The 25,877-nt window shown below is 42.4% G+C and carries 25 protein-coding genes; 8 read left to right on the top strand and 17 right to left on the bottom strand.

Features of this window, described 5'->3' with window-relative positions; all coding sequences use genetic code 11:
• Positions 1–43: 43 nt before the first annotated feature.
• The 9 genes from AC5YCD_RS02105 to AC5YCD_RS02065 form a co-directional block, all read right to left on the bottom strand.
• Positions 44–1,933 (bottom strand): M48 family metalloprotease, encoded by a 1,890-nt coding sequence (locus AC5YCD_RS02105; protein WP_496128466.1) that lies wholly within the window; start codon positions 1,931–1,933, stop codon positions 44–46.
• An 87-nt stretch (positions 1,934–2,020) separates the two neighbouring features.
• The gene (gene purF, locus AC5YCD_RS02100; RefSeq protein ID WP_496128465.1) at positions 2,021–3,559 is read right to left on the bottom strand and encodes an amidophosphoribosyltransferase; all 1,539 of its coding nucleotides are present in this window, start codon (positions 3,557–3,559) and stop codon (positions 2,021–2,023) included.
• A 24-nt stretch (positions 3,560–3,583) separates the two neighbouring features.
• Positions 3,584–4,138, bottom strand: a complete 555-nt coding sequence (locus AC5YCD_RS02095; RefSeq protein ID WP_496128464.1) for a CvpA family protein — start codon at positions 4,136–4,138, stop codon at positions 3,584–3,586.
• A 6-nt stretch (positions 4,139–4,144) separates the two neighbouring features.
• Positions 4,145–5,146, bottom strand: coding sequence for a quinone-dependent dihydroorotate dehydrogenase (locus AC5YCD_RS02090; RefSeq protein ID WP_496128463.1), 1,002 nt, complete (start codon positions 5,144–5,146; stop codon positions 4,145–4,147).
• 89 nt (positions 5,147–5,235) lie between these two features.
• On the bottom strand, positions 5,236–5,694 hold the full coding sequence (locus AC5YCD_RS02085) for a type II secretion system protein M (protein ID WP_496128462.1): 459 nt from the start codon (positions 5,692–5,694) through the stop codon (positions 5,236–5,238).
• Positions 5,694–6,833 (bottom strand): type II secretion system protein GspL, encoded by a 1,140-nt coding sequence (gspL, locus tag AC5YCD_RS02080; RefSeq protein WP_496128461.1) that lies wholly within the window; start codon positions 6,831–6,833, stop codon positions 5,694–5,696. Before gspL ends, AC5YCD_RS02085 begins: the two co-directional genes overlap by 1 nt.
• 12 nt (positions 6,834–6,845) lie before the next feature.
• Positions 6,846–7,301 (bottom strand): SixA phosphatase family protein, encoded by a 456-nt coding sequence (locus AC5YCD_RS02075; protein ID WP_496128460.1) that lies wholly within the window; start codon positions 7,299–7,301, stop codon positions 6,846–6,848.
• 61 nt (positions 7,302–7,362) lie between these two features.
• The gene (locus AC5YCD_RS02070) at positions 7,363–8,436 is read right to left on the bottom strand and encodes an NAD(P)H-dependent glycerol-3-phosphate dehydrogenase (protein ID WP_496128459.1); all 1,074 of its coding nucleotides are present in this window, start codon (positions 8,434–8,436) and stop codon (positions 7,363–7,365) included.
• Between the two features lie 9 nt (positions 8,437–8,445).
• Positions 8,446–9,024: a nitroreductase family protein gene (locus AC5YCD_RS02065; RefSeq protein ID WP_496128458.1), complete on the bottom strand. Its 579-nt coding sequence runs from the start codon at positions 9,022–9,024 to the stop codon at positions 8,446–8,448.
• 233 nt (positions 9,025–9,257) lie between these two features.
• Between AC5YCD_RS02065 and AC5YCD_RS02060 the strand changes: the two genes are divergently transcribed.
• The gene (locus AC5YCD_RS02060) at positions 9,258–9,635 is read left to right on the top strand and encodes a hypothetical protein (RefSeq protein ID WP_496128457.1); all 378 of its coding nucleotides are present in this window, start codon (positions 9,258–9,260) and stop codon (positions 9,633–9,635) included.
• A 45-nt stretch (positions 9,636–9,680) separates the two neighbouring features.
• Here the strand turns inward: AC5YCD_RS02060 and rhlB are convergent, their stop codons facing one another.
• Positions 9,681–10,832, bottom strand: a complete 1,152-nt coding sequence (gene rhlB / locus AC5YCD_RS02055; RefSeq protein WP_496128456.1) for an ATP-dependent RNA helicase RhlB — start codon at positions 10,830–10,832, stop codon at positions 9,681–9,683.
• A 94-nt stretch (positions 10,833–10,926) separates the two neighbouring features.
• The gene (locus tag AC5YCD_RS02050; protein WP_004648643.1) at positions 10,927–11,139 is read right to left on the bottom strand and encodes a cold-shock protein; all 213 of its coding nucleotides are present in this window, start codon (positions 11,137–11,139) and stop codon (positions 10,927–10,929) included.
• 377 nt (positions 11,140–11,516) lie between these two features.
• On the opposite strand from AC5YCD_RS02050, the gene AC5YCD_RS02045 reads away from it, so the two are divergent.
• The 3 genes from AC5YCD_RS02045 (at position 11,517) to AC5YCD_RS02035 (ending at position 13,183) form a co-directional block, all read left to right on the top strand.
• The gene (locus AC5YCD_RS02045) at positions 11,517–11,741 is read left to right on the top strand and encodes a sulfurtransferase TusA family protein (protein ID WP_496128455.1); all 225 of its coding nucleotides are present in this window, start codon (positions 11,517–11,519) and stop codon (positions 11,739–11,741) included.
• A gap of 135 nt (positions 11,742–11,876) precedes the next feature.
• On the top strand, positions 11,877–12,746 hold the full coding sequence (gene rpoH / locus AC5YCD_RS02040) for an RNA polymerase sigma factor RpoH (protein WP_496128454.1): 870 nt from the start codon (positions 11,877–11,879) through the stop codon (positions 12,744–12,746).
• A gap of 77 nt (positions 12,747–12,823) precedes the next feature.
• Entirely contained in the window at positions 12,824–13,183 is a 360-nt protein-coding gene (locus tag AC5YCD_RS02035; protein WP_496128453.1) for a DUF423 domain-containing protein, read from the top strand.
• 44 nt (positions 13,184–13,227) lie between these two features.
• Here AC5YCD_RS02035 and AC5YCD_RS02030 read toward each other — a convergent pair whose 3' ends face one another.
• Entirely contained in the window at positions 13,228–13,839 is a 612-nt protein-coding gene (locus tag AC5YCD_RS02030) for a glutathione binding-like protein (protein WP_496128452.1), read from the bottom strand.
• Between the two features lie 180 nt (positions 13,840–14,019).
• Between AC5YCD_RS02030 and AC5YCD_RS02025 the strand changes: the two genes are divergently transcribed.
• Both AC5YCD_RS02025 and trmB read left to right on the top strand, forming a co-directional pair.
• Positions 14,020–15,465: a SulP family inorganic anion transporter gene (locus tag AC5YCD_RS02025; RefSeq protein ID WP_496128534.1), complete on the top strand. Its 1,446-nt coding sequence runs from the start codon at positions 14,020–14,022 to the stop codon at positions 15,463–15,465.
• A 118-nt stretch (positions 15,466–15,583) separates the two neighbouring features.
• Positions 15,584–16,300, top strand: coding sequence for a tRNA (guanosine(46)-N7)-methyltransferase TrmB (gene trmB, locus AC5YCD_RS02020; RefSeq protein ID WP_496128451.1), 717 nt, complete (start codon positions 15,584–15,586; stop codon positions 16,298–16,300).
• 49 nt (positions 16,301–16,349) lie between these two features.
• Here trmB and scpC read toward each other — a convergent pair whose 3' ends face one another.
• The 3 genes from scpC to AC5YCD_RS02005 all read right to left on the bottom strand — a co-directional run bounded on the left by scpC (position 16,350) and on the right by AC5YCD_RS02005 (position 20,953).
• Positions 16,350–17,858 (bottom strand): succinyl-CoA:acetate CoA-transferase ScpC, encoded by a 1,509-nt coding sequence (gene scpC / locus AC5YCD_RS02015; RefSeq protein WP_496128450.1) that lies wholly within the window; start codon positions 17,856–17,858, stop codon positions 16,350–16,352.
• Positions 17,859–17,931: 73 nt separating this feature from the next.
• The gene (locus AC5YCD_RS02010) at positions 17,932–19,101 is read right to left on the bottom strand and encodes a thiolase family protein (protein ID WP_496128449.1); all 1,170 of its coding nucleotides are present in this window, start codon (positions 19,099–19,101) and stop codon (positions 17,932–17,934) included.
• A gap of 70 nt (positions 19,102–19,171) precedes the next feature.
• Positions 19,172–20,953 (bottom strand): acyl-CoA dehydrogenase C-terminal domain-containing protein, encoded by a 1,782-nt coding sequence (locus AC5YCD_RS02005; RefSeq protein ID WP_496128448.1) that lies wholly within the window; start codon positions 20,951–20,953, stop codon positions 19,172–19,174.
• A 568-nt stretch (positions 20,954–21,521) separates the two neighbouring features.
• Here AC5YCD_RS02005 and AC5YCD_RS02000 point away from each other — a divergent pair.
• Both AC5YCD_RS02000 and AC5YCD_RS01995 read left to right on the top strand, forming a co-directional pair.
• A complete protein-coding gene (locus AC5YCD_RS02000) occupies positions 21,522–22,121 on the top strand; it encodes a TetR/AcrR family transcriptional regulator (protein ID WP_496128447.1) in 600 nt (199 codons plus the stop codon).
• Between the two features lie 107 nt (positions 22,122–22,228).
• Positions 22,229–24,271: a TonB-dependent receptor plug domain-containing protein gene (locus AC5YCD_RS01995; RefSeq protein ID WP_496128446.1), complete on the top strand. Its 2,043-nt coding sequence runs from the start codon at positions 22,229–22,231 to the stop codon at positions 24,269–24,271.
• A 43-nt stretch (positions 24,272–24,314) separates the two neighbouring features.
• Here the strand turns inward: AC5YCD_RS01995 and AC5YCD_RS01990 are convergent, their stop codons facing one another.
• Both AC5YCD_RS01990 and AC5YCD_RS01985 read right to left on the bottom strand, forming a co-directional pair.
• Positions 24,315–25,112, bottom strand: a complete 798-nt coding sequence (locus tag AC5YCD_RS01990) for a thioesterase family protein (RefSeq protein ID WP_496128445.1) — start codon at positions 25,110–25,112, stop codon at positions 24,315–24,317.
• A 7-nt stretch (positions 25,113–25,119) separates the two neighbouring features.
• Positions 25,120–25,800, bottom strand: coding sequence for a class I SAM-dependent methyltransferase (locus AC5YCD_RS01985; RefSeq protein WP_496128444.1), 681 nt, complete (start codon positions 25,798–25,800; stop codon positions 25,120–25,122).
• Positions 25,801–25,877: the final 77 nt, after the last annotated feature.

The following is a 25,877-nucleotide window of genomic DNA, read 5'->3' as shown; positions in this document are numbered from 1 at the left end:
TGTAGTTTCTGCGGGCTTTCTGCTTATTCAGCGCACATCTATGTTATACAATCATTAAGCTATTTTTCTTTTGCATTTGCTCGGTAATTTCACGGGTATCAAAGCCCAAACGCCAATACAATAATTCCAAAACATCCAACTCATCTTGGGTGATAATTCGATCATGCCACAGACAAATTTCAGCAATACCTAAAATGCTTAAGCGCTCACGTAGCAGTAAGCCTGCAATATCATTTAATATTTCTGCTAAGTCCAACGGTTCATCGGAAACTTCTTCAAACTGACTCAGTTCTTGGGCAGTTAAAATACGCGCTAGAATTTGCTCACGCACATCCATCTGATTGTCGCTATTAATTTGTTGTACATGCAACAGCGCATCAATCAAACGTACAATTTGTGGTTTGACTTCGATTAAGGCTGTTGGCCGCTGTTCAGGTAATAAATCCAGTTGATGCTTAACCCGCTCTAACAATAAGGCATCTAATAAGCCAATTTCGCCATCTTCTTGAATAATTTTAGCCAGTTTAGTTAAAAATTGCCGTGCAATGGTTTTTGGCATGTGCCCCATATGCCTACAGGCTTGCAAGAAAATCGCAATATGTACCCGGCCATCTAAATGTAATAAAGATTCAACAATGGCTCGACTGACTTCAGCATCTGATGGAATAAACTCACGATACTGACGAATCATTAAAATAGCCACCATCACCTCACGCGAACCTGTTGCCGTTTGCATGGCACGTTGAATCAGCTCAGGACGCTCCATATTGGCACGCAATTCAGGATTCAGTGGTTTAATCGCATCTTTAATGGCAAAGCTAATCGGTGATAAACGCAGTAAAGGTAATGGCTCAGGTGAGGTCCACGGCGCATCAAACTGACCATCGGTTTCTTCCAAAGAACGAAATAGACTATATAAAGGTTGGCTACGTAGCTTCTTTAAATTATCCAATTGCAGCTCTTGAATCAGACTCGGATTGAGCTCAAAAATCCGCTGCTGAATGCTAGGATGAATATTTAGCCAGCTTTGTGGGCTTAAAGAATTAGCAAAGCATAAATGCGAAATACTTTCCGAGTATTCACTATGAATTTGTGACCCAGCGTGATGGACATAAATACGTGATAGGGTTTGGATATTGGCTGTACTCTGTACAAGACGCTGTGTTGCTACATCATTTTTAAAAGTATTGCTGCTTAAGGTGATGTATTTGAACAAACGGGTAATCAATACCCCTAAGCTGCCAATTAACCATATTAACCCACCAATCGCCACATATACCGTGGCAAAATGACGTAAGCGATTGGCACGATGACGTTGGAAGCCCTTTTTTGCCACCTTACTGCCAATTTGGCTAAAGGTAATTAAGCTACTATATAAAATCTTTAATTGGGTATTATAACGTGTCTCACCTAGCAAAATTTGATTAAAGGCATGCGCCAATAAACCATATAGTTCTTGTTCATCTAAGTTTTGTAAAGCACCCCAAGTTAAAATAATCACCGTATTTTGTGAGTTAAAGCCTGCAGTCAGCAAATTTACTCCCACTTCATCGGGTAAGACGTATAAGGTTGGTGCTGAATTTAAAAATTCCTCAGCCAATTGCTGATTCATCTTGAGTGCCAAATATTCCTCAGGTGTGCTATTGATCATACTCAGACGACGTGCGCCCAACTGCCCCGCTAAACTGTGTCCACCACGGCGCAAAATATAACATTCATACCACAAAGAGCCAGCCATAATCGCCAGTAATATACCAACACAATAAGGACTCAAACTGTGCCAATAGATCGATTCAAGCGGACTAAAATAATAGACAAATAAACCTAGCACGGTATTTAAAATAAATAGCGTCAGCGCCACAGCCAGTAGGCTCATTAACACTGACCAAAAGATATTTTTATTTTCGATTTTAAAGGCGCCAATATCTCGCAATTGCCGATCCCTAAGCTAATATGCTGAGCCACATCATAAAGCAAAAAAGCGGGAAATTCCCGCTTTTTGACTGAAATTTAACTGAATTTAAGCTTCTTTCACGCCAGTTAAATCCACTGATGCTGCATCAATATTGACATCAATGTAACCATCTTTTTTCTTCTTGGCACTGTCGTTACGGCTCTTTTGTAAGGTATCTAAATACGCCTCATCAATATCGCCAGTCACATACACGCCATCAAACACTGAGCAGTCAAATTCTTGTAACTCAGGTACTTTGGTGGTACGCACTGCACCTTTTAGATCGTCTAAGTCTTGGAAGATTAAACGGTCAGCACCAATAATCTCACGAATTTCTTCAACGCTACGATTAGACGCAATCAATTCAGATTTGGCTGGCATATCAATACCATACACGTTTGGATATTTTACCATCGGCGCTGCTGAAGCAAAGAAAACTTTTTTCGCGCCAGAATCACGTGCCATTTGAATGATTTCATTACACGTGGTGCCACGTACAATGGAGTCATCCACCAACAATACATTTTTACCACGGAATTCAAGTTCGACTGGGTTTAGCTTTTGACGTACTGATTTTTCACGCAATTGCTGACCCGGCATAATGAAGGTACGACCGATATAACGGTTTTTCATAAAGCCTTCACGGAACTTCACCCCTAAAGTATTGGCAAGTTCTAGCGCTGAAGTACGTGAGGTATCTGGAATTGGAATGACCACATCGATGTCATGCTCATCACCCCACTCGCGCAGGATTTTCTGTGCCAGTTTTTCACCCATTTTGAGGCGTGCTTTGTACACAGAAATACCATCAATAGTCGCATCTGGGCGGGCAAAATACACATATTCAAAGATACATGGACGATATCTCGGCGCTGTAGCACATTGATGTGTAGATAAATTACCTTGCATATCAATAAAGATGGCTTCGCCTGGTTCGATGTCACGCTCAACTTTAAAGCCAAGTGCGGTAATCGCCACCGATTCAGAAGCAATGATATATTCCATCCCTTGCTCTGTCTCACGTGAACCATAGATTAATGGACGGATGCCGTTTGGATCACGAAAGCCCACTAAACCTTGATCGGTGATCATACTTACCACCGCATAACCACCACGGCAACGCTCATGTACACGGCTAATGACTTGGAAGATGTCATCTGCAGTTGGCTCTAATTTGCCACGCTTTTGCAGCTCATGTGCCATGACATTAAGTAACACTTCAGAATCTGAATTAGTATTCATGTGACGTAGGTCAGTTTTGAACAGGTCATCATGAATTTCTTCAGCATTGGTCAGGTTACCATTGTGTGCAAGGGTAATCCCGTATGGAGAGTTTACATAAAATGGCTGTGCTTCAGCACTGCTTGATGAACCTGCAGTCGGGTAGCGCACATGACCAATCCCGTAGTTACCTTGTAAAGCACGCATATGACGCGTATGAAATACATCACGCACCATACCGGTATCTTTACGCAGGAACAAACGGCCTTCATGACAAGTGACGATTCCTGCGGCATCTTGTCCACGATGTTGTAACATCGTTAATGCATCAAACAACATTTGGTTAACCGCTGTTTTACCAGCAATACCAACAACTCCACACATAGCAACCTCGCAGACAAGCTAGGATTAATTAAAAGGATTTTTTGTTGCAGTCTCTGAATCTTCCCGTTCAGAGGATAAAGAAGAGCGATCTTCTTTAAAATGTTGTTTAGCCTCAGCGACGACTTTTTTCGACTGCTCAGTCGCCCATGGGGCATAAGGCAACAGGGCCTGTACCCAGCTTGACTGCTGCCATTTTGGCGAACTAGACACCCAAGGAGAGAGCGTTTGTAGCAGGATCAAAATCACCAGCAACGCCTTTAACGTGCCAAAGACAGCGCCTGCTAAACGATTGAGTGGACCTAGTTTTAAAAGATGCAGTACTCGCTGGAGAAAACCAGTAAATAACCAAGTAGCAATGACTATTAGCAACACAATCAGGGCAAAAGCTGCCACTTTTTGTACCACAGGATCGCTGGCCATCACCATAAAAGGGGCTAAGCTGGTGGCATATTTAGCAGCAATAAACAAAGCCAAAAACCAACCTACCAGATTGGCAAAGGCCTGAATAAAGCCCTGACGCAGGCCATTGAGTCCACCAATCACAACAATGATCAGCAGAAATAGGTCTAAACCATTCATATTAAATTACAGTGCATTCACACAGTCTTGAATTAGCGTCGGTCCAGTATAGATGAGGCCACTATAAACTTGTACAAGGCTAGCACCCGCATCTTTTTTAGCTTTGGCATGTTCACCTGCCAAAATACCACCCACACCAATTAAAGGAATTTGTCCCTGTAAGGCTTGAGCAAATGCCGCCAAACATGCAGTACTTTTTTCAAATACGGGCTGACCAGATAAACCACCTGCTTCATCACCGTGTGCCAAGCCTTCAACGCCGTCACGCGACAAAGTGGTATTGGTCACGATCAAACCATCAAATTTAAATTCAATTAACTGTTTGGCAATAAATTCGATGTCTTCTGGCTCTAAATCTGGTGCCACTTTTAATACAATCGGCACGTAATGTTGATGTTCTTCAGCCAGCTCCAATTGACGCTGTTTCAGTGTATCCAGTAGTTCACTTAAGGCATCACCACTTTGTAAGCTACGTAAATTTTTGGTGTTTGGCGAAGAAATATTGACTGTCACATAAGACGCGTAGTTATATACCTTTTCTAAACAAATCAGATAGTCATCTACCGCTTTTTCAACTGGTGTATCGGCATTTTTACCAATATTGATCCCCAGTACGCCTTTGAATTTAGCCGCTTTGACATTTTCAACTAATTTGTCTACCCCATCATTATTAAACCCCATACGGTTAATAATGGCTTTGGCTTCAGGTAAACGGAATAAACGTGGATGCGGATTGCCCGCTTGTGGACGTGGGGTGATGGTACCAATTTCAATAAAGCCAAAACCTAAACCGGCTAAAGCATCAATATAAGCACCATTTTTGTCTAAACCTGCGGCTAAACCGACTGGGTTTGGGAACTCAATTCCCATACACATCACTGGTTTTGCAGCAACGTTTTGGCGCATCATCCCTAGCTTATGAGCTGATTTTAATAAGGATAATGTGAGCTCATGTGCACGCTCCGGTGCGAAAGAAAACAACAGAGGGCGGGCAAGAGAATACAACATATCTACAAAAGTCTACAGCTTTTAAGTCGGCTTATTATAGGCATGGATTTTGGAAAAAACCATGCTTTGCAGATGTTTATTTTTACCAACTACTCGACTACTGCTGTTAATTTGAGCTGACCACCTTCTTCAAGCATTTGGATTTTTTTAAGATTTAACCCAATATTTGCCATCTGTGACAGCAGATTGGCCAGTACGGCATATTCGGCATGAACTGCAACAATTTGAATCTGCTCACCTTGTTGCATAGAACTTAAGGTTAAGCCTTGCTGCTGCGCCACCCGCTGAATTTTATCCTGTGTGGATAACTGTCCATCTGTATCGGCTTTCATGCTCACAGCGTTGCTTTGCATCCACACCATTAAATCTTTTAAATCGTTCACGCGTTGTTGTTCACGCGTGGCTGCTTGATGCACTGACCATAACAAGCTCCCCATAAGGGCTAAGCTCACAAAAATGGCCGTACCAATCACCAAACCTCGTTCACGTGCCGATAAACGCTCTAAGGCTGTATGAAGTTGCTGTTGAAATTGTGTCCATACTTGCATTATTGAATACTCAACTGGCCTATGGCCTCACTGCCTTGCGCACTAATATTTCCTAGCTGCACTTTGAAACCTTGCTTGGCAAGCTGAGCGTTTAAATCTTGTAATTTTTGACTCGATGCCGCGCTTAATTGCAGATTCAAACCTTGCTCGTCATAATTGACTTGTTGGGCTAAAACTTGGTGCTGCATTAAAATTGGTGCTACACGGGAAATTAAATTTAAGGCTTGGGTATCTACGCTTTGATTGAGACGTAACTGACTTTCAAACTGGCTTTTCAGATTTTGCTCACTGACACGACTATTGGCACCAAACCACGCTTTATATTGTTCTAACGCTTGTGCAGCTGTTTGCTCTGCTACATTTTTAGCCTGATACCAACGTAACGCATCTACGGCCACTTGTGCCACAATCACTGCCCCAAGCACAGCAGCACAAAGCCCCCAATATTTAGAACGTGTATGCTCAGGCACTTGACGCGCCATAAGATTCCAACTATGTCGCTCTGGACGTTTAGGCACTGCTAAGCAGTAATCGAATGCTTGATATTGATCTTGTGTTTTGACCGCCACCAAAGCGGACAGCTGAGCTTCAGTTAACCCATGATGAGCATAATGTCGCTCAGGATCTTGATAATCTAAATAGAGATTTAAGTCATCAATGGATGTGCCGCTATATACACTATCGCGTGCCAACAAACGTCCAGCCATATGCAACAAATACGTCTGATTTGGTGCAGGTTCAGGAAGCAACAAAAAGTCAGGCAATAATGCCATGACTTTAATCGGCAACAAGGTCAAAGCGCCTTGCAACATCTCTAAGGTGCTCTTGGCAATAGCCAACATATACAGCTGATCAGGCTGCACAAAGTGCTGTTTGATCAGCATAGCATCTAGTGGCAACACCACATACTCTTCTAGCATATAACTTGCCCCAAGCGCACCAAGCTGCTTGTACTGGCTTTTGCTTAAAGTGTGTTGCAATAATTGCACATGTCGACTCGGAAAATACACTGCAGTATCTTGACCTTGATAGACACTCAATTCGCGAATCAATTGCTCTAGCGTTAATGCTTGCGACCACGTTTGATCGATTGAGTAATGCCATAAACCATCTACTTCTGGCATCCATATTTGCAACATCAATCTTTCGCCTTATGCCTGTGGAATAAATTGCTGACGACGGGTAGATAAGCCTGCTGCAATCACGGCTTGCTCATAGATACGTGCCTCTGCCAGTTGAAATGGGTGAAATGGCGCTTGCAATAAAATTTGCTCAATATAACCCACCACATTCATATGACATACCACCGCAATAGATTCATAAGGCAATTGTGACAGCCACTCTACTGCTAGTTTGGCATCATCATCAGGTTTAATGGTATTACACACCACCACAGGCACTTCAGGAAAATGCGTTTGTAAATAGCTTAAGGTTTGCTGCGCGCGCAGCAATGGACTAACCACAAATACATCAGGCTGAATCCACTGTTGCAATGCAGTAGCAGTCTCTTTGGCTTGTGCTTGACCACGTGGCGTGAGTGGACGCTTATCATCATTACCATCAATTGCAGGGTGTGCTTCACCATGACGCACTAAAGTCAGCTGCATAAAAATTCCTTTTCGTTTTGATTATGTTGAGAATATCAAGTCAATATGACAATGTCATGGCTTAAACTGCATAATGTGGCAAGACAAACTCTACATCACTGCGCTGCCCTGTTTTCATCATTGACACTGCAACACTCAATGGCGGCGCACCTTCAAAAATTACCGCATACAGTGCTGTGGTAATCGGCATATATACCTCTAATTCTTGAGCACGTTTACGCACTTGAATAATGGTGTTGATCCCTTCTGCGGTTTGACCCAGTTCAGTGGTGGCTTGTTCTAAGCTTTTTCCTTTACCCAAAGCAAAGCCCACTTGGTAGTTTCGACTTAAAGGGCTATTACACGTCGCAAATAAATCGCCAACACCCGATAAACCTAAGAACGTGAGTGGGTTAGCACCGAGCTTCACGGCAAAACGGCTCATTTCTGCAAGAGCACGGGTCAGCAACATACTTTTGGTGTTTTCGCCCACGTTATACGCTGCTGCAATTCCCATCGCCACCGCATAAATATTTTTGAGTGCGCCGCCCAGTTCTACACCATGTACATCATCACTGGCAAAGACTCTAAATAGCGCACTATGCAAGGCCTGCTGTACTGCATAACGCACCAGTTCTGATTGACTGGCAATCACGGTACCAGCTGGCTGCCCTGCAACAATTTCTTTGGCTAAGTTTGGCCCTGATAACACCCCATAAGGCACTTCTGGTAATTCTGAGCGAATAATGTCACTCATAAAACTAAACGTTTCTGCTTCAATGCCTTTGGTTAAAGAAATCACGGCCTGAGAGCTAATAAATGGTTTAATTTGTTGTAAAACGCTACGGAAAGAATGACTTGGAATTGCGACCAAAATAATATCGCGATCACGCACTGCCGCCTCTAAATTCGATTCAGCACGTAAGTTCTGTTCGAGTAAAAAATCGGGTAAATAATGCTGATTAAGGTGGGTTTGGTTAATCGCCTCTGCTACTTCAGGATTACGAATCCAAATCATGGTATCGCAGCCATTACGCGCTGCAGTGTTGGCCATGGCCGTACCAAAACTACCACCACCGAGTACTGTCACACGTAGTGCAGTCTTTTGATTCATGACCACAGGCTCAAGCAAGTCGGTAAATTTTAATTCTGTCATCAGTCACTCCTATCGCGCCTGCCAGCTGCTCACATAATCAGCAACTTGTATTGGCTGACGTGCTGCAATCGTTTTAGCTGCGGTACCAATATAAATAATGCCTGAAATAAGGTCTGTGTCTTTTAACCCTAAAGCCTGTTTAAAATGCTTGGACTCAATGACTGCACCACTACGCCACATACTGGCAAAACCTTGTGCCTGTAAGGACAATAAAAAGTTTTGAATAGCAGCCCCTGAACTTAAAGTTTGTTCAAAATACGGCACTTTAGGATGGTCTTTAAATTCAGTGAGTGCCAACACCAACAGTGGCGCCCGAAAAGGATGATTTTTTACCCGTTCAATTTGAGCTGCTTCAGTTTCACCTAAATCGCTTAATGCTTGTGACAATAATTCACCAAAGGCGGCGCGCTGCTCAGGCTCAATTACCACAAAACGCGTCGGTTTTAAACGATGATGATCAGGTGCAGTTAAAGCTGCTTCAAAAGCATATTGTAATTGTTGTGCATTGGGCGCAGGTTCAATCAACTGACCAATCGACTGACGTTGGTGCATATTTTGATGAATCAAATCTTGGGTTAAGTCCGTCATTGCAGCTTAAATTCTATGTTCCTAACTAATCATTCAAGATTAGCATAAACTAAGAAAGTTACTCTATCTTTCACTGTACTGTTTTTGCTTGATCTTTATATACAACATCACCGCATGATCCATCTGATGCTTTAAGCGGCCTTAACATTGCAATTTTTATACAAGCCCTTGCACTTTTATCTATTGGAATATGCTGCAATAGCCAAAAATTGCATTGTAAAGGAAAATCCACCATGAAAATGCTTCATCTTGCTGCTATTGCATGTAGTGCAGCTCTCTTGACGGCTTGTGCTTCACAGCCCACCACCTCTTTAGCAATTCAAAATGCCAATAATCAGTATGAAGTCACTGGGTTAGGTAAAAGCCAAATCATTGCTAAAAATAATGCCATTACTGCAGCGAGCAAAACTTGCGGCTCTAAAGCCAGTCCAATTTTGGTCAATGAGCAAAGTAGCTATAACGGTGCCTTAAAAGGTGTCGTCAATGAAAAAACCGGACAAGTGATTCAGGCAGCAGCTGATGTGATTGGCGGGCTAGCCGGTAAAGCCACAGGTTTATCACGAGACGATGATTACCAAACAGTGCTAACCTTTACCTGTCGTAGCCAATAAGTAAAAGCAAAAAAAACCGCTCAATCGAGCGGTTTTTTAAAAGCTTTAGCAATAACCCTCTAAACGGGTTAACGGTAATTTTTGCCCAATGGCTTTTTCAATTTCCGGTAAATAAAATGCATCATCTTCAGATAAGAAGCTAATACTTACACCGCGCGTTCCCGCACGCCCTGTACGACCAATACGGTGTACATAATCATCAGATTGCTCAGGCAAAGTAAAATTCACCACATGTGATACACCATCAACATGAATCCCACGACCCGCCACATCCGTGGCAATCATGATGTTATGTTGACCATTTTTAAATTGATCCAACATTTTTAAGCGTTTGTCTTGGGCAATTTCACCCGACAACATTACCACTTTATAACCATCTCGCTTTAAATGATCATAGAGCTTACGGACTTGATCACGACGATTGGCAAAGATCATGACTTTTTCAATCGGCTCATCACGTAAAATTTCTTGCAACAGTTTATATTTGTCTGACTTAGCCACCATATACACCCGTTGTTCAACATCGGCATTGGTTTTCTTCTCAGGTTCAATTTCAACCGTTATGGGTTCAAACAACCATTGCTGCGCCAGATTGAGTACATCATAACTAAAGGTTGCTGAGAACATTAAGGTTTGACGCTGCTCTTTACGTGGTGAATAACGCACGATTCGTTTTACCGATGGAATAAAGCCCATATCAAGTAAACGGTCAGCTTCATCAATCACTAAAAATTCAATTTGATCCAGCCAAACTTCTTTTTGTTCTACTAAATCAATTAAACGACCCGGTGTTGCCACCATAATGTCAACAAAATTGGCGTCCAACTGGGCTTTTTGTTTATCAAAGTCCACTCCGCCCAATAAAGTCACCAAATTTAAATTGGTAAATTGAGTTAACTCTTTGGCATCGCTTTCAATTTGCAGAGCGAGCTCACGCGTAGGTGCCAAGATTAAGGCACGCGGTTCACCGCGATAACGTTGTGTCGTAATGGGGTTATTTAATAAGTCGTTGAGGACACTGACTAAAAACGCGGCAGTTTTGCCTGTGCCGGTTTGTGCACGACCAATGGCGTCATGACCTGCCAAAGTAAATTTTAAAACCTTTTCTTGAATTGGGGTCATAGATTGGAAGCCAAGGGCATCAATCGCCTGTTTCAATTGTGGATGGAGATTTAAGGTTTCAAAACCAGCTGACATAGAGTTGCTCTAATTGAAAATGGACACACGAGGGCATTATAAACAAAAAACGCCCCAATAGATATTGGAGCGTTTCGGCGTCAAGCGAAATCGCTTAGTCTAAAGGTTGTACTTCTTCCGCTTGGAAGCCTTTTTGACCTTTTACTACGCTGAATTCTACGCGTTGACCGTCACGAAGTGAACGGTGGCCATCGCCTTGAATTGCACGGAAATGAACGAATACATCGTCACCGCCATTGCGTTGAATAAAGCCAAAGCCTTTAGTATCGTTAAACCACTTCACAACGCCTTGTTCACGAGCTGTCATAAGTTAATCCTCAATTTAGTTCTTTCAAAAGAAGGACCACCCGGTGTTGCAAACAGCAGAGCAAACAAGTTAAAAACATTTTTTATTTCTAAGCTTGTAATCATTCTGTAAAACTATCAACAAAATCCCGGTACATCCACTTGTAGAGCGGTGTTTAAAACAATTTTTATTTGTTGTAATACATCCTCAACGCCATCGAGCTTACCATGGCTTGTTACTGATTGGTAGATTTTTTTTGATTTATATGATTTTAATCAGGCGCTTTTAACGCCCAAATCTTACAAAGCATGCGCCATAAAAGTTCTGCTTTTTAGGTTGGGCTTTGGCATTAAATTTGCTAATATTTAGCCCTTGTTTTTATAGATTTGAAGATGTGTATGTCTGACACCGTTAACGTGATCGATGCCATGGGTCAACCCTGCCCTATGCCACTTTTGATGTTAAAACGTGCCTTAAAAAAACAAGCGCATGGCCAATGGTTATTAAAGTCTTCAGACCCACACTCCAACACCGATGTCAGTCGCTATTGTCATGTGCATCAGTTGCAGTGTGAAATGATCAAAATTTCTGAACAAGAATTCCATTACCACATTGAATCTTAATTGTTTTCAATTAAAATTAAGCGCTTAAATGTGCAGACGAGGTTACATATCTCTACCCAATTGTCCTTAATGATGAAGACAATTGGCTTTAAGATAAAACCATTGCAAAGACTGATTGTCTTATAAGGAGTACCCATGAGTGACAGCCGCAATCAATTGATGCCCCTGTCATTATCAGCGCCCGGCGTTAATCTTGGTGCTTATATTAGTACTGTTAATCAAATTCCAATTCTGAGCGCCGAACAAGAAAAAGAGTTAGCAGAACGCTACTATTACGACCAAGATTTAGACGCAGCAAAAATGCTGGTCATGTCGCATCTACGCTTTGTCGTACATATTGCCCGCAGTTATGCTGGCTATGGTTTACCACAAGGTGACTTAATCCAAGAAGGCAACTTAGGCCTCATGAAAGCAGTCAAACGTTTTGACCCCAATATGGGCGTACGTTTGGTGTCATTTGCCGTGCATTGGATTAAAGCCGAAATTCATGAATACGTGATTCGTAACTGGCGAATTGTAAAAATTGCCACCACTAAAGCTCAGCGTAAACTGTTCTTTAACTTACGCAGTTTAAAAAAATCCAGTAAAAAACTGACTTTAGATGAAGCGCGGTCAATTGCCAATGACTTAAATGTCACACCTGAACAAGTCTTGGAAATGGAAGGACGCTTAACGGCTTATGACGCCGCTTTTGAAGCACAAGGCGATGACGATGATGAGGGCTCAACCCATGTCGCACCAGCATTGTATTTAGAAGATAATCGTTATGACCCAGCACGTTTAGCTGAAGATGAAGATTATGAAGAGCAAAGTACTTCAGCTTTGCATGAAGCAATGGAACAGCTCGATGATCGTTCACGCAACATCTTACAACGTCGTTGGTTAGATGATGATAAGTCTACCTTACATGAGCTGGCAGCCGAATATAACGTTTCAGCAGAACGTATTCGTCAGCTTGAAAAAAATGCCATGGAAAAAATTAAAGTGGCCATGTCATCGAATTAAAAGAAGGGCGAAATCGCCCTTTTTTTAATGTCCTAATGGTATGCTAGCGTCAGGCTTTTGGTAACGTGATAAACAATATGTGGATGACAATTTCTGCGCTGAATTTAGCGCTGGCCGTCATGTTAGGTGCTTTTGGGGCGCATGGCTTAAAAACGCGTGCTAGTGAAGCACAGTTAACATGGTGGCACACTGCAACTGATTACTTTTTTTATCATGCTTTAGCTTTATTGCTCATTGCTGTGATCATGCGTGTTTTACCCCAGCTCAATATCAAACGTAGTTTTGTGCTGATTCAAATGGGGATTATACTGTTTTGTGGGTCACTGTATTTAATGGCATTGGGATTACCTCGTGGTTTTGGTGCCATTACACCCATCGGTGGTGCTTTAATAATTGCGGGATGGCTAAATTTGGCTTGGAAAGCACGTAAATTTTAAAATCAAAAGGACGCTTAAAGCGTCCTTTTCAAAGCAAAACTGAATTATTTAATTAAGCCTTCGTCACGTAAGGCGATTTCCACTGATTGACGTTGACGGACTTTTTTTCGTAACGCCAATACATTTGGATATGGACTCAAGTCATGCCCAATGGTTTTTGACCAATTGGTCAGTACAAAGAAATAGGCATCCGCTGGACCAAAATTATCATCTACTAAATATTCATGTTCTTCTTTCGCAATTTGTTTTTCCACATAGGTCAACAAACGATCAATTTCTGCATAGCCCTTTTTCTTGGCAGCGTCATCAATTTCACCTTGGAAAAATACCGCATAGGCATCATGCAGTTCTGAGTTTAAATACCCCAGCCATTCTAGCACTTTGGCGCGCCCAAAGCCTGAAGGTGGAATTAAATCTTGTTTTGGATCATGTTGGGCTAAAAACGGTAAAATTGCCACAATTTCCGTTAAAATCAGACCGGGGTTAATTTCTAAAGCGGGTACATAACCCTTTGGATTAATTTGATAATAATCCACACCTTTTTCGGTCTGATGGGTCTTTAAATCCACACGTACTAAATCAAAGTCAACATTAATTTCATTTAAAATAATATGTGCTGCTAAAGAACATGCACCAGGTGCATAATAAAGTTTCATCTTTGATCTAATCCTTGTACTTTTTTTTAATTTAAGCATTTATCAGGCCCAATCGTGCAGCTTGATACATGACACTCCCTGACTATCAGGGAAATTGACAGATTTTTCAAGTCATTCATGGGTGCTTTTTGCAATAAAGCTGTTTTACCATAGCATCTTTAAAGTTTGATGAAAGATGCTGTGATTAGCCTAAAAAGAGAGCAATGGTTTTCAAATATTCGTCGTGATGTTTTGGCAGGCGTGGTGGTGGGTTTAGCTCTAATTCCTGAATCCATAGCCTTCTCCGCAATTGCTGGCGTAGACCCACAAGTGGGTTTATATGCTTCATTTTGTATTGCAGTCAGTATTGCTTTTTTAGGTGGCCGTCCTGCTATGGTCTCTGCTGCCACGGGCGCAATGGCCTTACTGATGATTACCTTAGTTAAAGAACATGGTTTGCAGTATTTATTGGCAGCCACCATCTTAACTGGTGTGATCCAAGTGATTGCAGGCTATTTTAAAGTAGCAAAACTCATGCGTTTTGTTTCACAAGCTGTGGTGTATGGCTTTTTAAATGCCTTAGCAATTTTAATCTTTGTGGCACAAGTGCCAGAAATACAACACATGGATAGCTTAGCCTTGAGCCTAATGGGTTTGGGCTTAGTACTGATTTATCTGTTTCCTCGTATTCCTAAAATTGGTCAACTGATTCCTTCACCACTGATTTGTATTATCGTGCTCAGTGTGCTTGCACTACTCTTGGGCGGAAATATCCGTATGGTGAGTGATTTAGGCCAATTTCCCGATACGCTACCGATTTTTTTAGTGCCTGATCTTCCGCTTAATTTAGACACCCTTCAAATTATTTTCCCATATGCCCTGACACTGGCCACGGTGGGTTTATTAGAAACCATGATGACCACCACTGTGGTTGACGAAATGACCCAGACCGAAAGTGATCGTCATCAGGAGTGCCGTGGACAAGGCTATGCCAATATTGTAAGTGGCTTTATGGGTGGTATGGCTGGCTGCGCGATGATTGGTCAATCGATTATTAATGTCTCCTCAGGCGCACGCACGCGCTTATCAACGCTGGTGGCTGGGATCTTTTTACTGTGTCTGGTGGTGTTTTTTAAAGACTGGCTCTCTTATATTCCAATGGCTGCATTGGTGGCCATCATGGTGATGGTGGCTCTGACCACCTTCCAATGGGGTGCAGTAAAGCAATTTTCTAAGCATCCTCGCCAGTTTAATATCATCATGCTGGCTGTGGTGTTGGTCGTGCTCTTGACCCATAATTTAGCCCTTGGGGTATTTGTGGGGGTATTAATTTCTGCACTGTTTTTTATTCAGCAATTGGAGAATAGCCTGCAAGTGACTCAAACCTTAACTCATGGCGTACGCCGCTATACGATTCAAGGTCAAGTGTTCTTTAGCAGTGCTGAACGTTTCTTTCACATTTTTGATTTTCATGACAGCGTTAAACAGGTTGAAATTGACTTAACTCAAGCACATATTTGGGATGTGACTTCGGTGGGGATGCTCAATAAAGTCTTAGCCAAATTTGAGCAACGCAATATTGAGGTGAAAGTGATTGGCTTAAATGAAGCCTCTAGTCGTTTGATCGATCGTTTTAATGCAATTTAAAAAGCCATAAAAGCAAACGCCCAATCATGGGCGTTTTTTTTGGGGTATGAAAATATTTGACTTGTAGACACGAGGACTTAAAATACCGCATTCGATTTATTTTAGATTTGCCAAAATTATGTCAAACGATCAATTAGAGCAGCCAGTCGTTGAGCTCGAAAACTTAAATGAGCACCGTGAAATTGTGACATTTATGCGTCGTTCAACGCCGCTGAATACTTCGCAACGTACTGCGCTTGAACAATATGGTCATTTAATTTTGGAATATCCTGCAGGTGATTTGCGTCAGCACTTTGAACATCCAGACCGTCCTTTAACGGTAGAAATTGGTTTTGGTATGGGTCGTTCATTGGTATTAATGGCCAAAGCCAATCCAGAACGTAACTACGTGGGGATTGAAGTGCACGTACCAGGTATTGCACAGTGCGTCTATGAAGCAGGTATGGCAGGTTTAACCAATTTACGTTTGCTTGATGCCGATGCGATTCAGGTGTTACGTGAAATGCCAGACAATAGCATTAACGCGGTACAATTGTACTTCCCAGATCCATGGCAGAAAAAGCGTCACTTTAAACGTCGTTTTGTTTCACATGACCGTATGCCATTGGTTGAGCAAAAATTGGAATTGGGCGGCACCTTCCACTCAGCCACTGACTGGGAACCGTATGCAGAATGGATGTTGGATGTCCTAGACAACCGTCCACGTTTAGAAAATATGGCGGGTAAAGGCAACAGCTACCCACGTCCAGATTGGCGTCCACAAACCAAATTTGAACGTCGTGGCTTAGAAGAAGGTCATAAAATTAACGATTTCTTATTTAAGAAAATTAACTAATTTTACTGCAATAAAAAAGCCTCCCAAGGGAGGCTTTTTTATTTAAACATTAAGCAGTTGCAGCTTCTTTTTGTAGCATATGTCCGTTTTGAACCAAACGTGCATGCCAGCTTAACGCTTCAGTTAAAATATGTGGTGTATGACCACCTTGTTGTGCCGCACGATCATAATAATCGTTTAATGCATCGCGATAATCTGGATGCGCACAGTGATCAATAATGGCGCGCGCACGTTCACGAGGTGATAAACCACGTAAATCTGCTAAACCTTGCTCAGTGACTAAAATATCTACATCATGTTCGGTGTGATCATGATGGCTGACCATTGGCACCACCGATGAAATTGCACCCGCTTTAGCAATCGATTTGGTCACAAAAATAGACAAGAGCGCATTACGGGCAAAGTCGCCTGAACCGCCAATACCGTTCATCATTTTTGTGCCCGTGACATGGGTTGAATTGACGTTACCGTAAATATCAAACTCAAGTGCGGTGTTAATCGCAATAATCCCTAAACGACGGATAATTTCTGGGTTGTTTGAAATATCCTGCGGACGCATTACAATCTTGTCTTTGTATTTTCCAAAGTTTGCCATCACATAATCATTGGTACTTTGTGACAAGGTCATAGAACAACCTGAAGCAAAGATCATTTTGCCTGAATCAATCAATTTAAAAGTACAGTCTTGTAGCACTTCTGAGTACATGACTAAATCTTTAAAGTTAGAATGTTCAAAGCCGGCAAACACGGCGTTGGCAATTGAACCCACACCTGATTGTAGTGGACCTAAATTCTCAGGCAAACGACCTTCGGCCACTTCGTTTTCAAAGAAGTTTACCAAATGCTTGGCAATGGCTAATGTTTCTTCATCCGCATCCGCCATATCAAATGTGGTATCAGGCACATCATTCATCACAATGGCAGAAATTTTAGCAGGATCTACTTGAATACCAATGGTACCAATACGATCTTGTGCATTGATTAAAGGCACAGGACCACGTGCTGGACGGCTTGGCGGCACGTAAATATCGTGTGAACCTTCTAAAATTGGATTTGAGGTCAAATCAATTTCCACAATGACATGATCAGCCAGCTCAACAAATTGTGCTGAGTTACCGCAGGAATTGGTCGGAATAATCAGGCCATCTTCGGTAATAGCAATAGCAGAGACCACAGCCACTTGTGGCGCTGGCAGCATTTTATGACGCATTTTATCGGCAAGACCCGATAAATGCATGTCTGTATATGCAACTTCGCCATTGTTAATTTGTTTACGTAAGCTTGGATCGGCTTGATACGGTAAACGACGTGAAATGACTTTCGCGGCCCCTAATTTGCCGTCAATTTGGTTACCTAAACTGGCACCTGTGGCAAAAGTAATATTTTTAACTTTGGCTTGCTGCGCTAATGCTAAAGGAATCGCTTTGGCATCGCCGGCACCACCAAAACCACTTGCACCCACTACGGCGCCATCTTGAATCAAATCTAAAGCTTGCTCTACTGAAACAATTTTGTCATGTAACGCGGTGCAACGAACGCGATCTAAACCTTGGGTCATGTTAGCTCTTCTCAAAATCAAACTTGTTGTTATCCATCGTTGCGGCATCGCGCAACGATTATGTCCATGGGTTTTACAGTAATTCCACCGCAATAGCTGTTGCTTCACCACCACCAATACATAAGGCAGCAACACCTTTTTTGCCGCCCGTGCGTTTTAAGGCATGGATCAGCGTCACAATAATACGTGAACCTGAAGAACCCAGTGGATGACCGAGCGCACATGCACCGCCACTAATATTTACTTTTGCTGGGTCTAAGTTAAATCCATCAATCGCAGCCATCGCCACCATCGCAAAAGCTTCATTCACTTCCCACAGATCAACCTCTTCTGCACTCCAACCCGCTTGTTTAAGTACTTTTTCAATGGCACCGACTGGGGCAATGGTAAATTCTGTTGGATGCTGCGAATTGGTTGCGTAGGCCACCACTTGCGCTAGTGGTGTTAAACCTTTTTCTTTAGCCACTACATCAGAAGTTACCACAAGTGCAGATGCACCGTCTGAAATTGAGCTTGAGTTGGCTGCGGTAATTGTGCCATCTTTTTTAAATGCCGGACGTAGCGTCGGGATTTTATCAATTTTGGCATTAAATGGTTGTTCGTCTTGCTCAACCACCACATCGCCTTTACGGCTAGATACCGTCACGGCAGCAATTTCATTTTTAAAGTAGCCGTTATTAACTGCATCAACTGCTTTGTTTAATGAACCAATCGCATAAGCGTCTTGCTGTTCACGGGTATAACCTTTTTTGTCCGCCATTTCTTGCGCTAGTACACCCATCGACAGACCTGTTTCAGCATCCTCTAGGCCATCTTGGAACATATGGTCAATCACTTTACCGTGACCCATACGTAATCCGCCACGTGCTTTATCAAGTAAATACGGCGCGTTACTCATCGATTCCATACCACCTGCAATGATGATATTGGCACTGCCCGCTTTAATCGCATCTGCGGCTTGCATGACAGCCTTCATGCCTGAACCACAGACTTTATTAATCGTGGTGGCACCCACTTTGTCAGGTACACCCGCTAAACGCATGGCTTGACGTGCAGGTGCTTGTTTTAAGCCTGCAGGTAACACACAACCAAAAATCACTTCATCAACGTCTGTGGCAGCAATACCGGCACGTTGAATAGTTTCTTTAATCACTACACTCCCTAATTCTGGTGCGCTTAGCGATGAAAGTGAACCTTGGAAGCCACCCATAGCAGTACGAACTGCATCTACAATTACGATCATTGTTTTTATATCCTATCTGATTTCAGAAGGTATGCCGTCCTTCCTGACATACCTTCATATGGCGCTAAAATTAAGACTGAGCAGTAAAGTATTCTGCTGAGAAGTCCATCATGACATCTGTCCCACTCTTGACACGTTGTACACGCGCAGCAAAGTCAGCTAAGACTTTATTGCTGTAGTACTGTGCCAATGCCAATTTGTTTTGGTAAAAGCTGTCTGTTTGACCTTGTGCTGCTGCACCAATACGTGCATACATGTACACAAAGCTCATCATGCCCACTGCATGTAAGTAATCAACCGCAACTGCACTTGATAAATCTGGATTTTGTTTCGATTGCTCAACAATAAATTGGGTTAATTCTTCAGTTTGTGCAGCAATATCTAAGGTTACCGCTTTAATGCTCAAGCTGTCGTCTAGACCATTGGCGAATGCGCGGATTTCCTCTAGGTATTCAGCCAAGAAAGCGCCACTGGTTTTAATGGTTTTACGACCAATTAAATCTAGTGCTTGAATACCGTTGGTGCCTTCGTAAATTTGTGAAATACGTAAGTCACGAATACACTGTTCCATACCCCATTCACGGATATAACCATGACCACCAAAGCACATTTGCGCCTCTAAAGTTGACTCTAAGGCTTTATCCGTTAAGAACGCTTTTGCAATTGGCGTTAATAGCGCAACACGGTTATTGGCTTTTTTCACTGCTTCTGCATCAGTTGAGAATTTAGTGATATCCAGTTGCTGACCTACATAGGCGGCAAATGCACGAGATGCTTCGTTATTCGAGCGTACGTTTAATAACATACGGCGTACATCCGCATGCACTAAAATAGAATCAGCTGGTTTTTCAGGAGATTGCGCACCCGTTGCAGCACGACCTTGTAGACGATCCGTTGCGTATTGCGCGGCATTTTGATAAGCATATTCAGCCGCACCAATACCTTGGATCCCCATAGATAAACGTTCATAGTTCATCATAATGAACATCGCTGCTAGGCCTTCGTTTTCTTTACCAATCATGTAGCCTTTAGCAGCATCAAAGTTCATCACACAAGTCGCAGAGCCTTTAATCCCCATTTTGTGCTCGATTGAACCTGCCGCAACCGTGTTACGCTCGCCTAAAGAACCATCTTCATTGACTAAGAATTTAGGCACGATAAACATCGAAATACCACGTGAACCCGCAGGTGCACCCGGTGTTTTGGCCAAGACTAAGTGAATGATGTTTTCACATAGGTCATGCTCACCGCTGGTAATAAAGATTTTAGTACCCGTTACATTGTATGAACCATCTTCATTGGGTTCAGCTTTGGTTTTAATAATGCCTAAATCTGTACCTGAGTGTGGCTCAGTTAAGCACATGGTGCCTGACCATTCGCCGGTATAGAATTTTGGTAAATACGCTTCTTTTTGCGCTTGTGTGCCTGCTTGGTCAATTGCCATACCCGCGCCCACAGTAAGCAGTGGATAGAGCATAAATGACGGGTTGGTGGCCCAAATCATTTCATCGGCAAGTACGGTCAGCATTTTTGGCATGCCCTGACCGCCCCACTCCTCAGATGCACCTAGACCAATCCAGCCACCTTGTGCATATTGTTCAAATGCTTCTTTAAAGCCCTTAGGAGTTGTGACTACACCATTGTTAAATTGTGCACCGCCTTCTTCATCGCTTGAGCGGTTTAAATCTAAAATGACATTTTTGGAAAACTTTGCCATTTCTTCTAAAATTGCATTGGCTGTTGCCTGATCTAAATGCGCGAGCTGTTCAGTACTTTGCCAGAACTGTTCTGCCTGAAATACGTCATTTAAGATAAAATCCATGTCTTTTAGTGGTGCATTATAAATCGGCATCGTTACTTTCCTTAACTAAAATTAAACTGCTTTGCAAGCAAAGCAGGTCTTGCATGATTCGCATTCCCTAAGAGCTTAAGTATCAAATTCATTTTTGACACTCTCATGACATCCCTTTACTAGGTGGCATTCAGCTGGCACATCGTACGCAGGCTGCAACACCGTAACTTTTGCATGGCTTGAATCGGCTTTTTGATCAAGTCCATACTTGAAAGATTTGAATATTCACAAGATTCATCTTGCATTCTTTATCTATTCAATTCTTTTAGTTTCAGATTGTTATACAAATTACAGTATTTTTTTAAAGCCAATTTACTGGTTATTTTTGTATAAACTAATCTTAGAAAACGCAATGACAATAAAATAAAAATGCGGCAATTGGAAACGATTGACCTCATGAGTCTTCCTTGCTTGACATTTAAATAAGGCTATGTCTAAAAATATGATTTATAACAGTTTTCAATTGTTCATTTACTAGGCAAATTCAAGACTTTGGTGTAATGTGCATTGAGGCAGAGGTAGTTTAAGTTGCCTTTGTTGTTTTGATTGTATAGATGGAACGAAGAAGATGAATTCAGAGCGCCAGCAAAACTTTTTGCTTCGAAAAGAAAAAATTCTAAGCATGGCAGAAAAGTTGTTATTAGATAACAATCAAGATATTACCCTCGGGGAATTGGCTTCTGAACTGGATATCGCCAAAGGCACCATTTACAAACACTTTAAAAGTAAAAATCAGCTGTATTTAGAATTGATTATTTTAAATGAGCGCCGTTTACTCGACATTTCTAAAACCCATCAAGCCAACATCAAGACTTATGTGTCGCAGTATATGTTATACAACATGCTCAACTCGAACCGTACGATCTTGCTGCACTCAATTGAAGAACGCTTAACCAATAACGAGCGTCGCTTAAAAAGTCTATTTGAAGAGCTGTATGAGATACGTGAGCAGCGAATTTTATCGATTAAAGATATGACTGGTGAATATTTAAAATCCTTAAATAGCGCCATGTCGATTCGTGATTATTTGTCTTATATTTGGACCGTGACCTATGGGGCATCGCTGCTCTTGAATTCCACTCATTATCAAAAAGCCATTGGCTCGCGGGAACGTCTAATTAAGTTGTATATTAATCAAGCACTGATGATTCCAGATAAAGTGTCTTAAAGCATGCTGCCACGGGGCAGCATTTTTTTGGCTTTTATTTATAGCGCGCACATTTTCTCCATAATTTTATTTTAGACTCTGCGCAATTAAAATATGGGGCACGGACAATGACAAAATCTCTAGGCTTATCTTATAGCGCACTTTGCTTGGCTTTATTTACATGCAGTAGCTTTGTTATGGCAGACACAATAAATACCGCAAGTCTGCCAGTGCAAACCTTGGAGACCTTAACTTTTGGCGCCCAAGCTGAAGCCAAGGCCGACCTAGACATTAGTGCTGTGGCCAAAACTATAATTAGCCGTGAAGAAATGCTGCAATATGGTGATCAATCCGTCAATGATGCGCTGCGCCGTGCGGCAGGTTTTCAAATGCCATCAGGACCAGGGCCGCGTGGTGCAGGTGGCGCAGGCGGCATGCGTTTTCGGGGTGGCGGTGCACCGGTGTTTTTAATCAATGGTGAACCTGTGCAAGGTGGCCCGCGTGGTGGCATGTCAATTGTTGACACTTTAACCCCTGACATGATCGAACGCATTGAAATTGTCAAACAACCGAGTGTGGCGCAAGCTTCCGTCGCAAGTTCTGCGGTGATTAATATTATTCTAAAACAACCTTTAGATACCACCCGTCTTAATGGCAGTGTACGCCTAGGTTATGGTTTTGCCGAATCAGATTCGCGTGAAGAAGAACGTAAAAACTTAAGCCTGCAGGCCGATGGCCGCACCAATCAATGGATTTATAGCGTATCTGCCAACCACAGCATTGATGAGACGCAAACCACCAGCAATACTCAAAATGCCGGTGAAAGCGTGGTACAACAAAAACGTGTTAATGAACGTAAATCTTTGATGCTCACCCCGCGTGCTGAATATGAAATTGATGATCAACAAAAAATTGTGGCGGAAATTTTTTATCGTCAACATCAAAATGACGGCTATAACGGGCGGACTGTGCAATCCGATGACAACGAAAGTATTCGCTTAAACACCCGTTATGAACGTAAAGATGGCGGCAACTCAGATAAAATCCGTCTCAGCCTTGAACAACAAGACGAAACCGAAATTACCCGCTCAAGTCGTGGCACCGAAAATATTCAGGAACAGGTCAATGAATATGGTATTGCCTATGATGGGGTACGCAAATTTAATCCCAAACAACAAATCAAATTTGGTTTTGATGTAAAAAGCAATGAACTGGACAGCAATCAAAACCAAACTTTAGATGAACAGCGTTATGCTGCCTATTTAGAAGGTTCATGGCGCTTTACCGAGCGTCAAACCGTGACCTTAGGTGCGCGCCAGCAATGGTTAGAGCGTTCAGGTTTAGTGGATTATAGCGACTCTCATCTCAGCCCGGTTCTGGCACATCGTTTTGATTTTACTCCAGCATGGTCATTACAAACCAATTTAAGTCAGGCCTTCCGTAGCCCCAATAGCAATAGCCTATTACCAACCATTTCCTATTCAACCGATGCCGATGCTGGTAGCTTAAATAACCCCGACCGTGGTGGTAATCCCTTCTTAAAACCTGAACAGATCAATGCTTTTGAATCGACATTAGGTTTTAACACGGCTGCAGGTGGCATCAACTTAACCGGTTATTACCGTAAAGTGGATGATTACATCGAACGTGTAGTGAATTTAGAAGATGGTCGCTACGTGCAGCGTCCAACCAACCAAAATAGTGCCACCACCTACGGCATGGAGCTGTCTGGTCGTTATGCCATTAAGCAAACTGAAGCCGGCCATTCCTTTATGGTCAATGGTCAAGTCTCAACAGTACGCGCTAAAATTGATTTAGATAATGGTGGTGAGCGTTTAGCCAGTGGCGTGGCACCGTATACTGCCAGTGCCGGTGTCTCATATAATTATCAGCCGTGGCAGTTGGCGACCAGTATGAATGTCAACTACACCCCTGCATTTAGCCGTCCTGTAGATAATCAGCCCTATGTACAAAACACCAATGAGCGCGTCAATGTGGATATTAGTGCCACCAAACGCTTCCAAGATGGTTGGGCAACCACTTTAAGTGCACGTAATATTTTAAGTACCGACTATAAAACCCGTCTTTATAAAGACAATGGTGAATTTTATCAAGCGCGTAGCAATGAAGCCATTCCAAGTGTATTGCTGAGTGTTGAAAAAAAATTCTAAGCCTTTAGCCTTTAAAAAACCGAAGCAAGCGCTTCGGTTTTTTTTACATGGCACGTAAGGTTAAGATTTGCTCACTGCGACCAAAAGGCCCCAGTTCATCATGTAAGACACTACTGGTTAAACCAATCCCATCGCTGCCATATTGCTGCGTGGCTTGCAAACCGAGCCATTGCCCTTGTGGCTGACGATATAAATGCACTTGCAAATCTAGATTCGGAAAAGCCCAACCTTGTCCGGGTTCGACGCGCGGTACCACGCCATTGGCGGTATCTATTAATCCCATGAGTTTAACAAAATCTAAGGTTTTTTCGCCCTCAACCATATCCACTTGGGTATTGAGCCACACAATGCCTTGACCGGCACGGCGGTCTGCAGCGGCACGTGCTTGAATACTTTGAATATAACCCCCTGGCCAACATTTCATGCCATCCCATACTGGTAATTGTTCAGGTGGCGTGACAAAACCATCTTCAAGTCCTGCAATAGACTGGGTATTTTGAGTTTGCATACGCCAAGCCCGTGCCACAATACAGGCACGTCCATTGGCCAGCATGGTGGCTTCAAGCAATTCAATGGTTTTACCACCACGAATTACTTGAGTCTGAATCGAAAATTCACCAAAGGGAATCAGACCTAAAATATCATAACTCATACGCCCAATTCGAAGCTCAGGACGTGGATTAAAATGCGCCAATTCATGCGCTAGAATCCCACCAGCAGGCGCCATATGTTGTTCATGCGGATTCCACGCCCCTTGGCAATGAATTTGACATTGATAATGGGAAATGAGTGTCCCATTTTGTAAATGTTCACGTTGTTTTAATTGATAATACGCTGACATAACTACCCTATACTGTTATTTTTTTTGCTAGAAATCCAAAATAATTAATCACTTGCATATAAGTTTTAATCTGTTGAAAACCCGCCTGTTGTAAGGCATCACGATAACCTTGCGGTGTGATTAAACCAAAGTCATCCTCTAAACGGGCCAACATCTGCTGGCTTTGACTGAGACTTAAACCTTGTTCTTGACAGATACACTGTAGAATATTGAGTTCGTAATCTTCAGCATGTAACAGTAAATCATAGGTCATCAACAATGCATTGGGTGTTAAGTGCTGATAAATCTCGCGGAAAAATTGTGCCTTATTTTCATTGCTAATAAAATGTGCGACTAAAAGACTTAAGGCGGCATCAAATTGTATTGTTGTGTCTAAATCTTGAGCCGTACCATGAATAAAGTTAATTTGTTTAGATGCATTCAGATGCTCGGTATAAACTTTGGCGTGTTCAAGCATGGTCAAAGATGGATCAACTGCGGTGATTTGCAGTTTGGGAAAATGTTGCAACAGATAGCCAATTTCATAGCCCGTGCCACAACCCACAATTAAAATGTGTGCATCTGCAGCTAAATGAACCCGAAATACGGCACGTACCTGTGCATGCATCAGCTCATAGCCGGGAATCAGTTTGCGGATATGTTCATCATAACCGGCAACTACTTTAGGATGGTGAAAGTCCTTAGCCACCTTTACTCCTTAATACAGGTCTACTTACATTGGCAATTCGACAATAGCCCACAATCCGAAGATCGTGGGCACACTTA

It is taken from the genome of Acinetobacter sp. CY05 (assembly GCF_059515805.1).
This window is presented reverse-complemented; position numbering and strand designations above follow the sequence as displayed.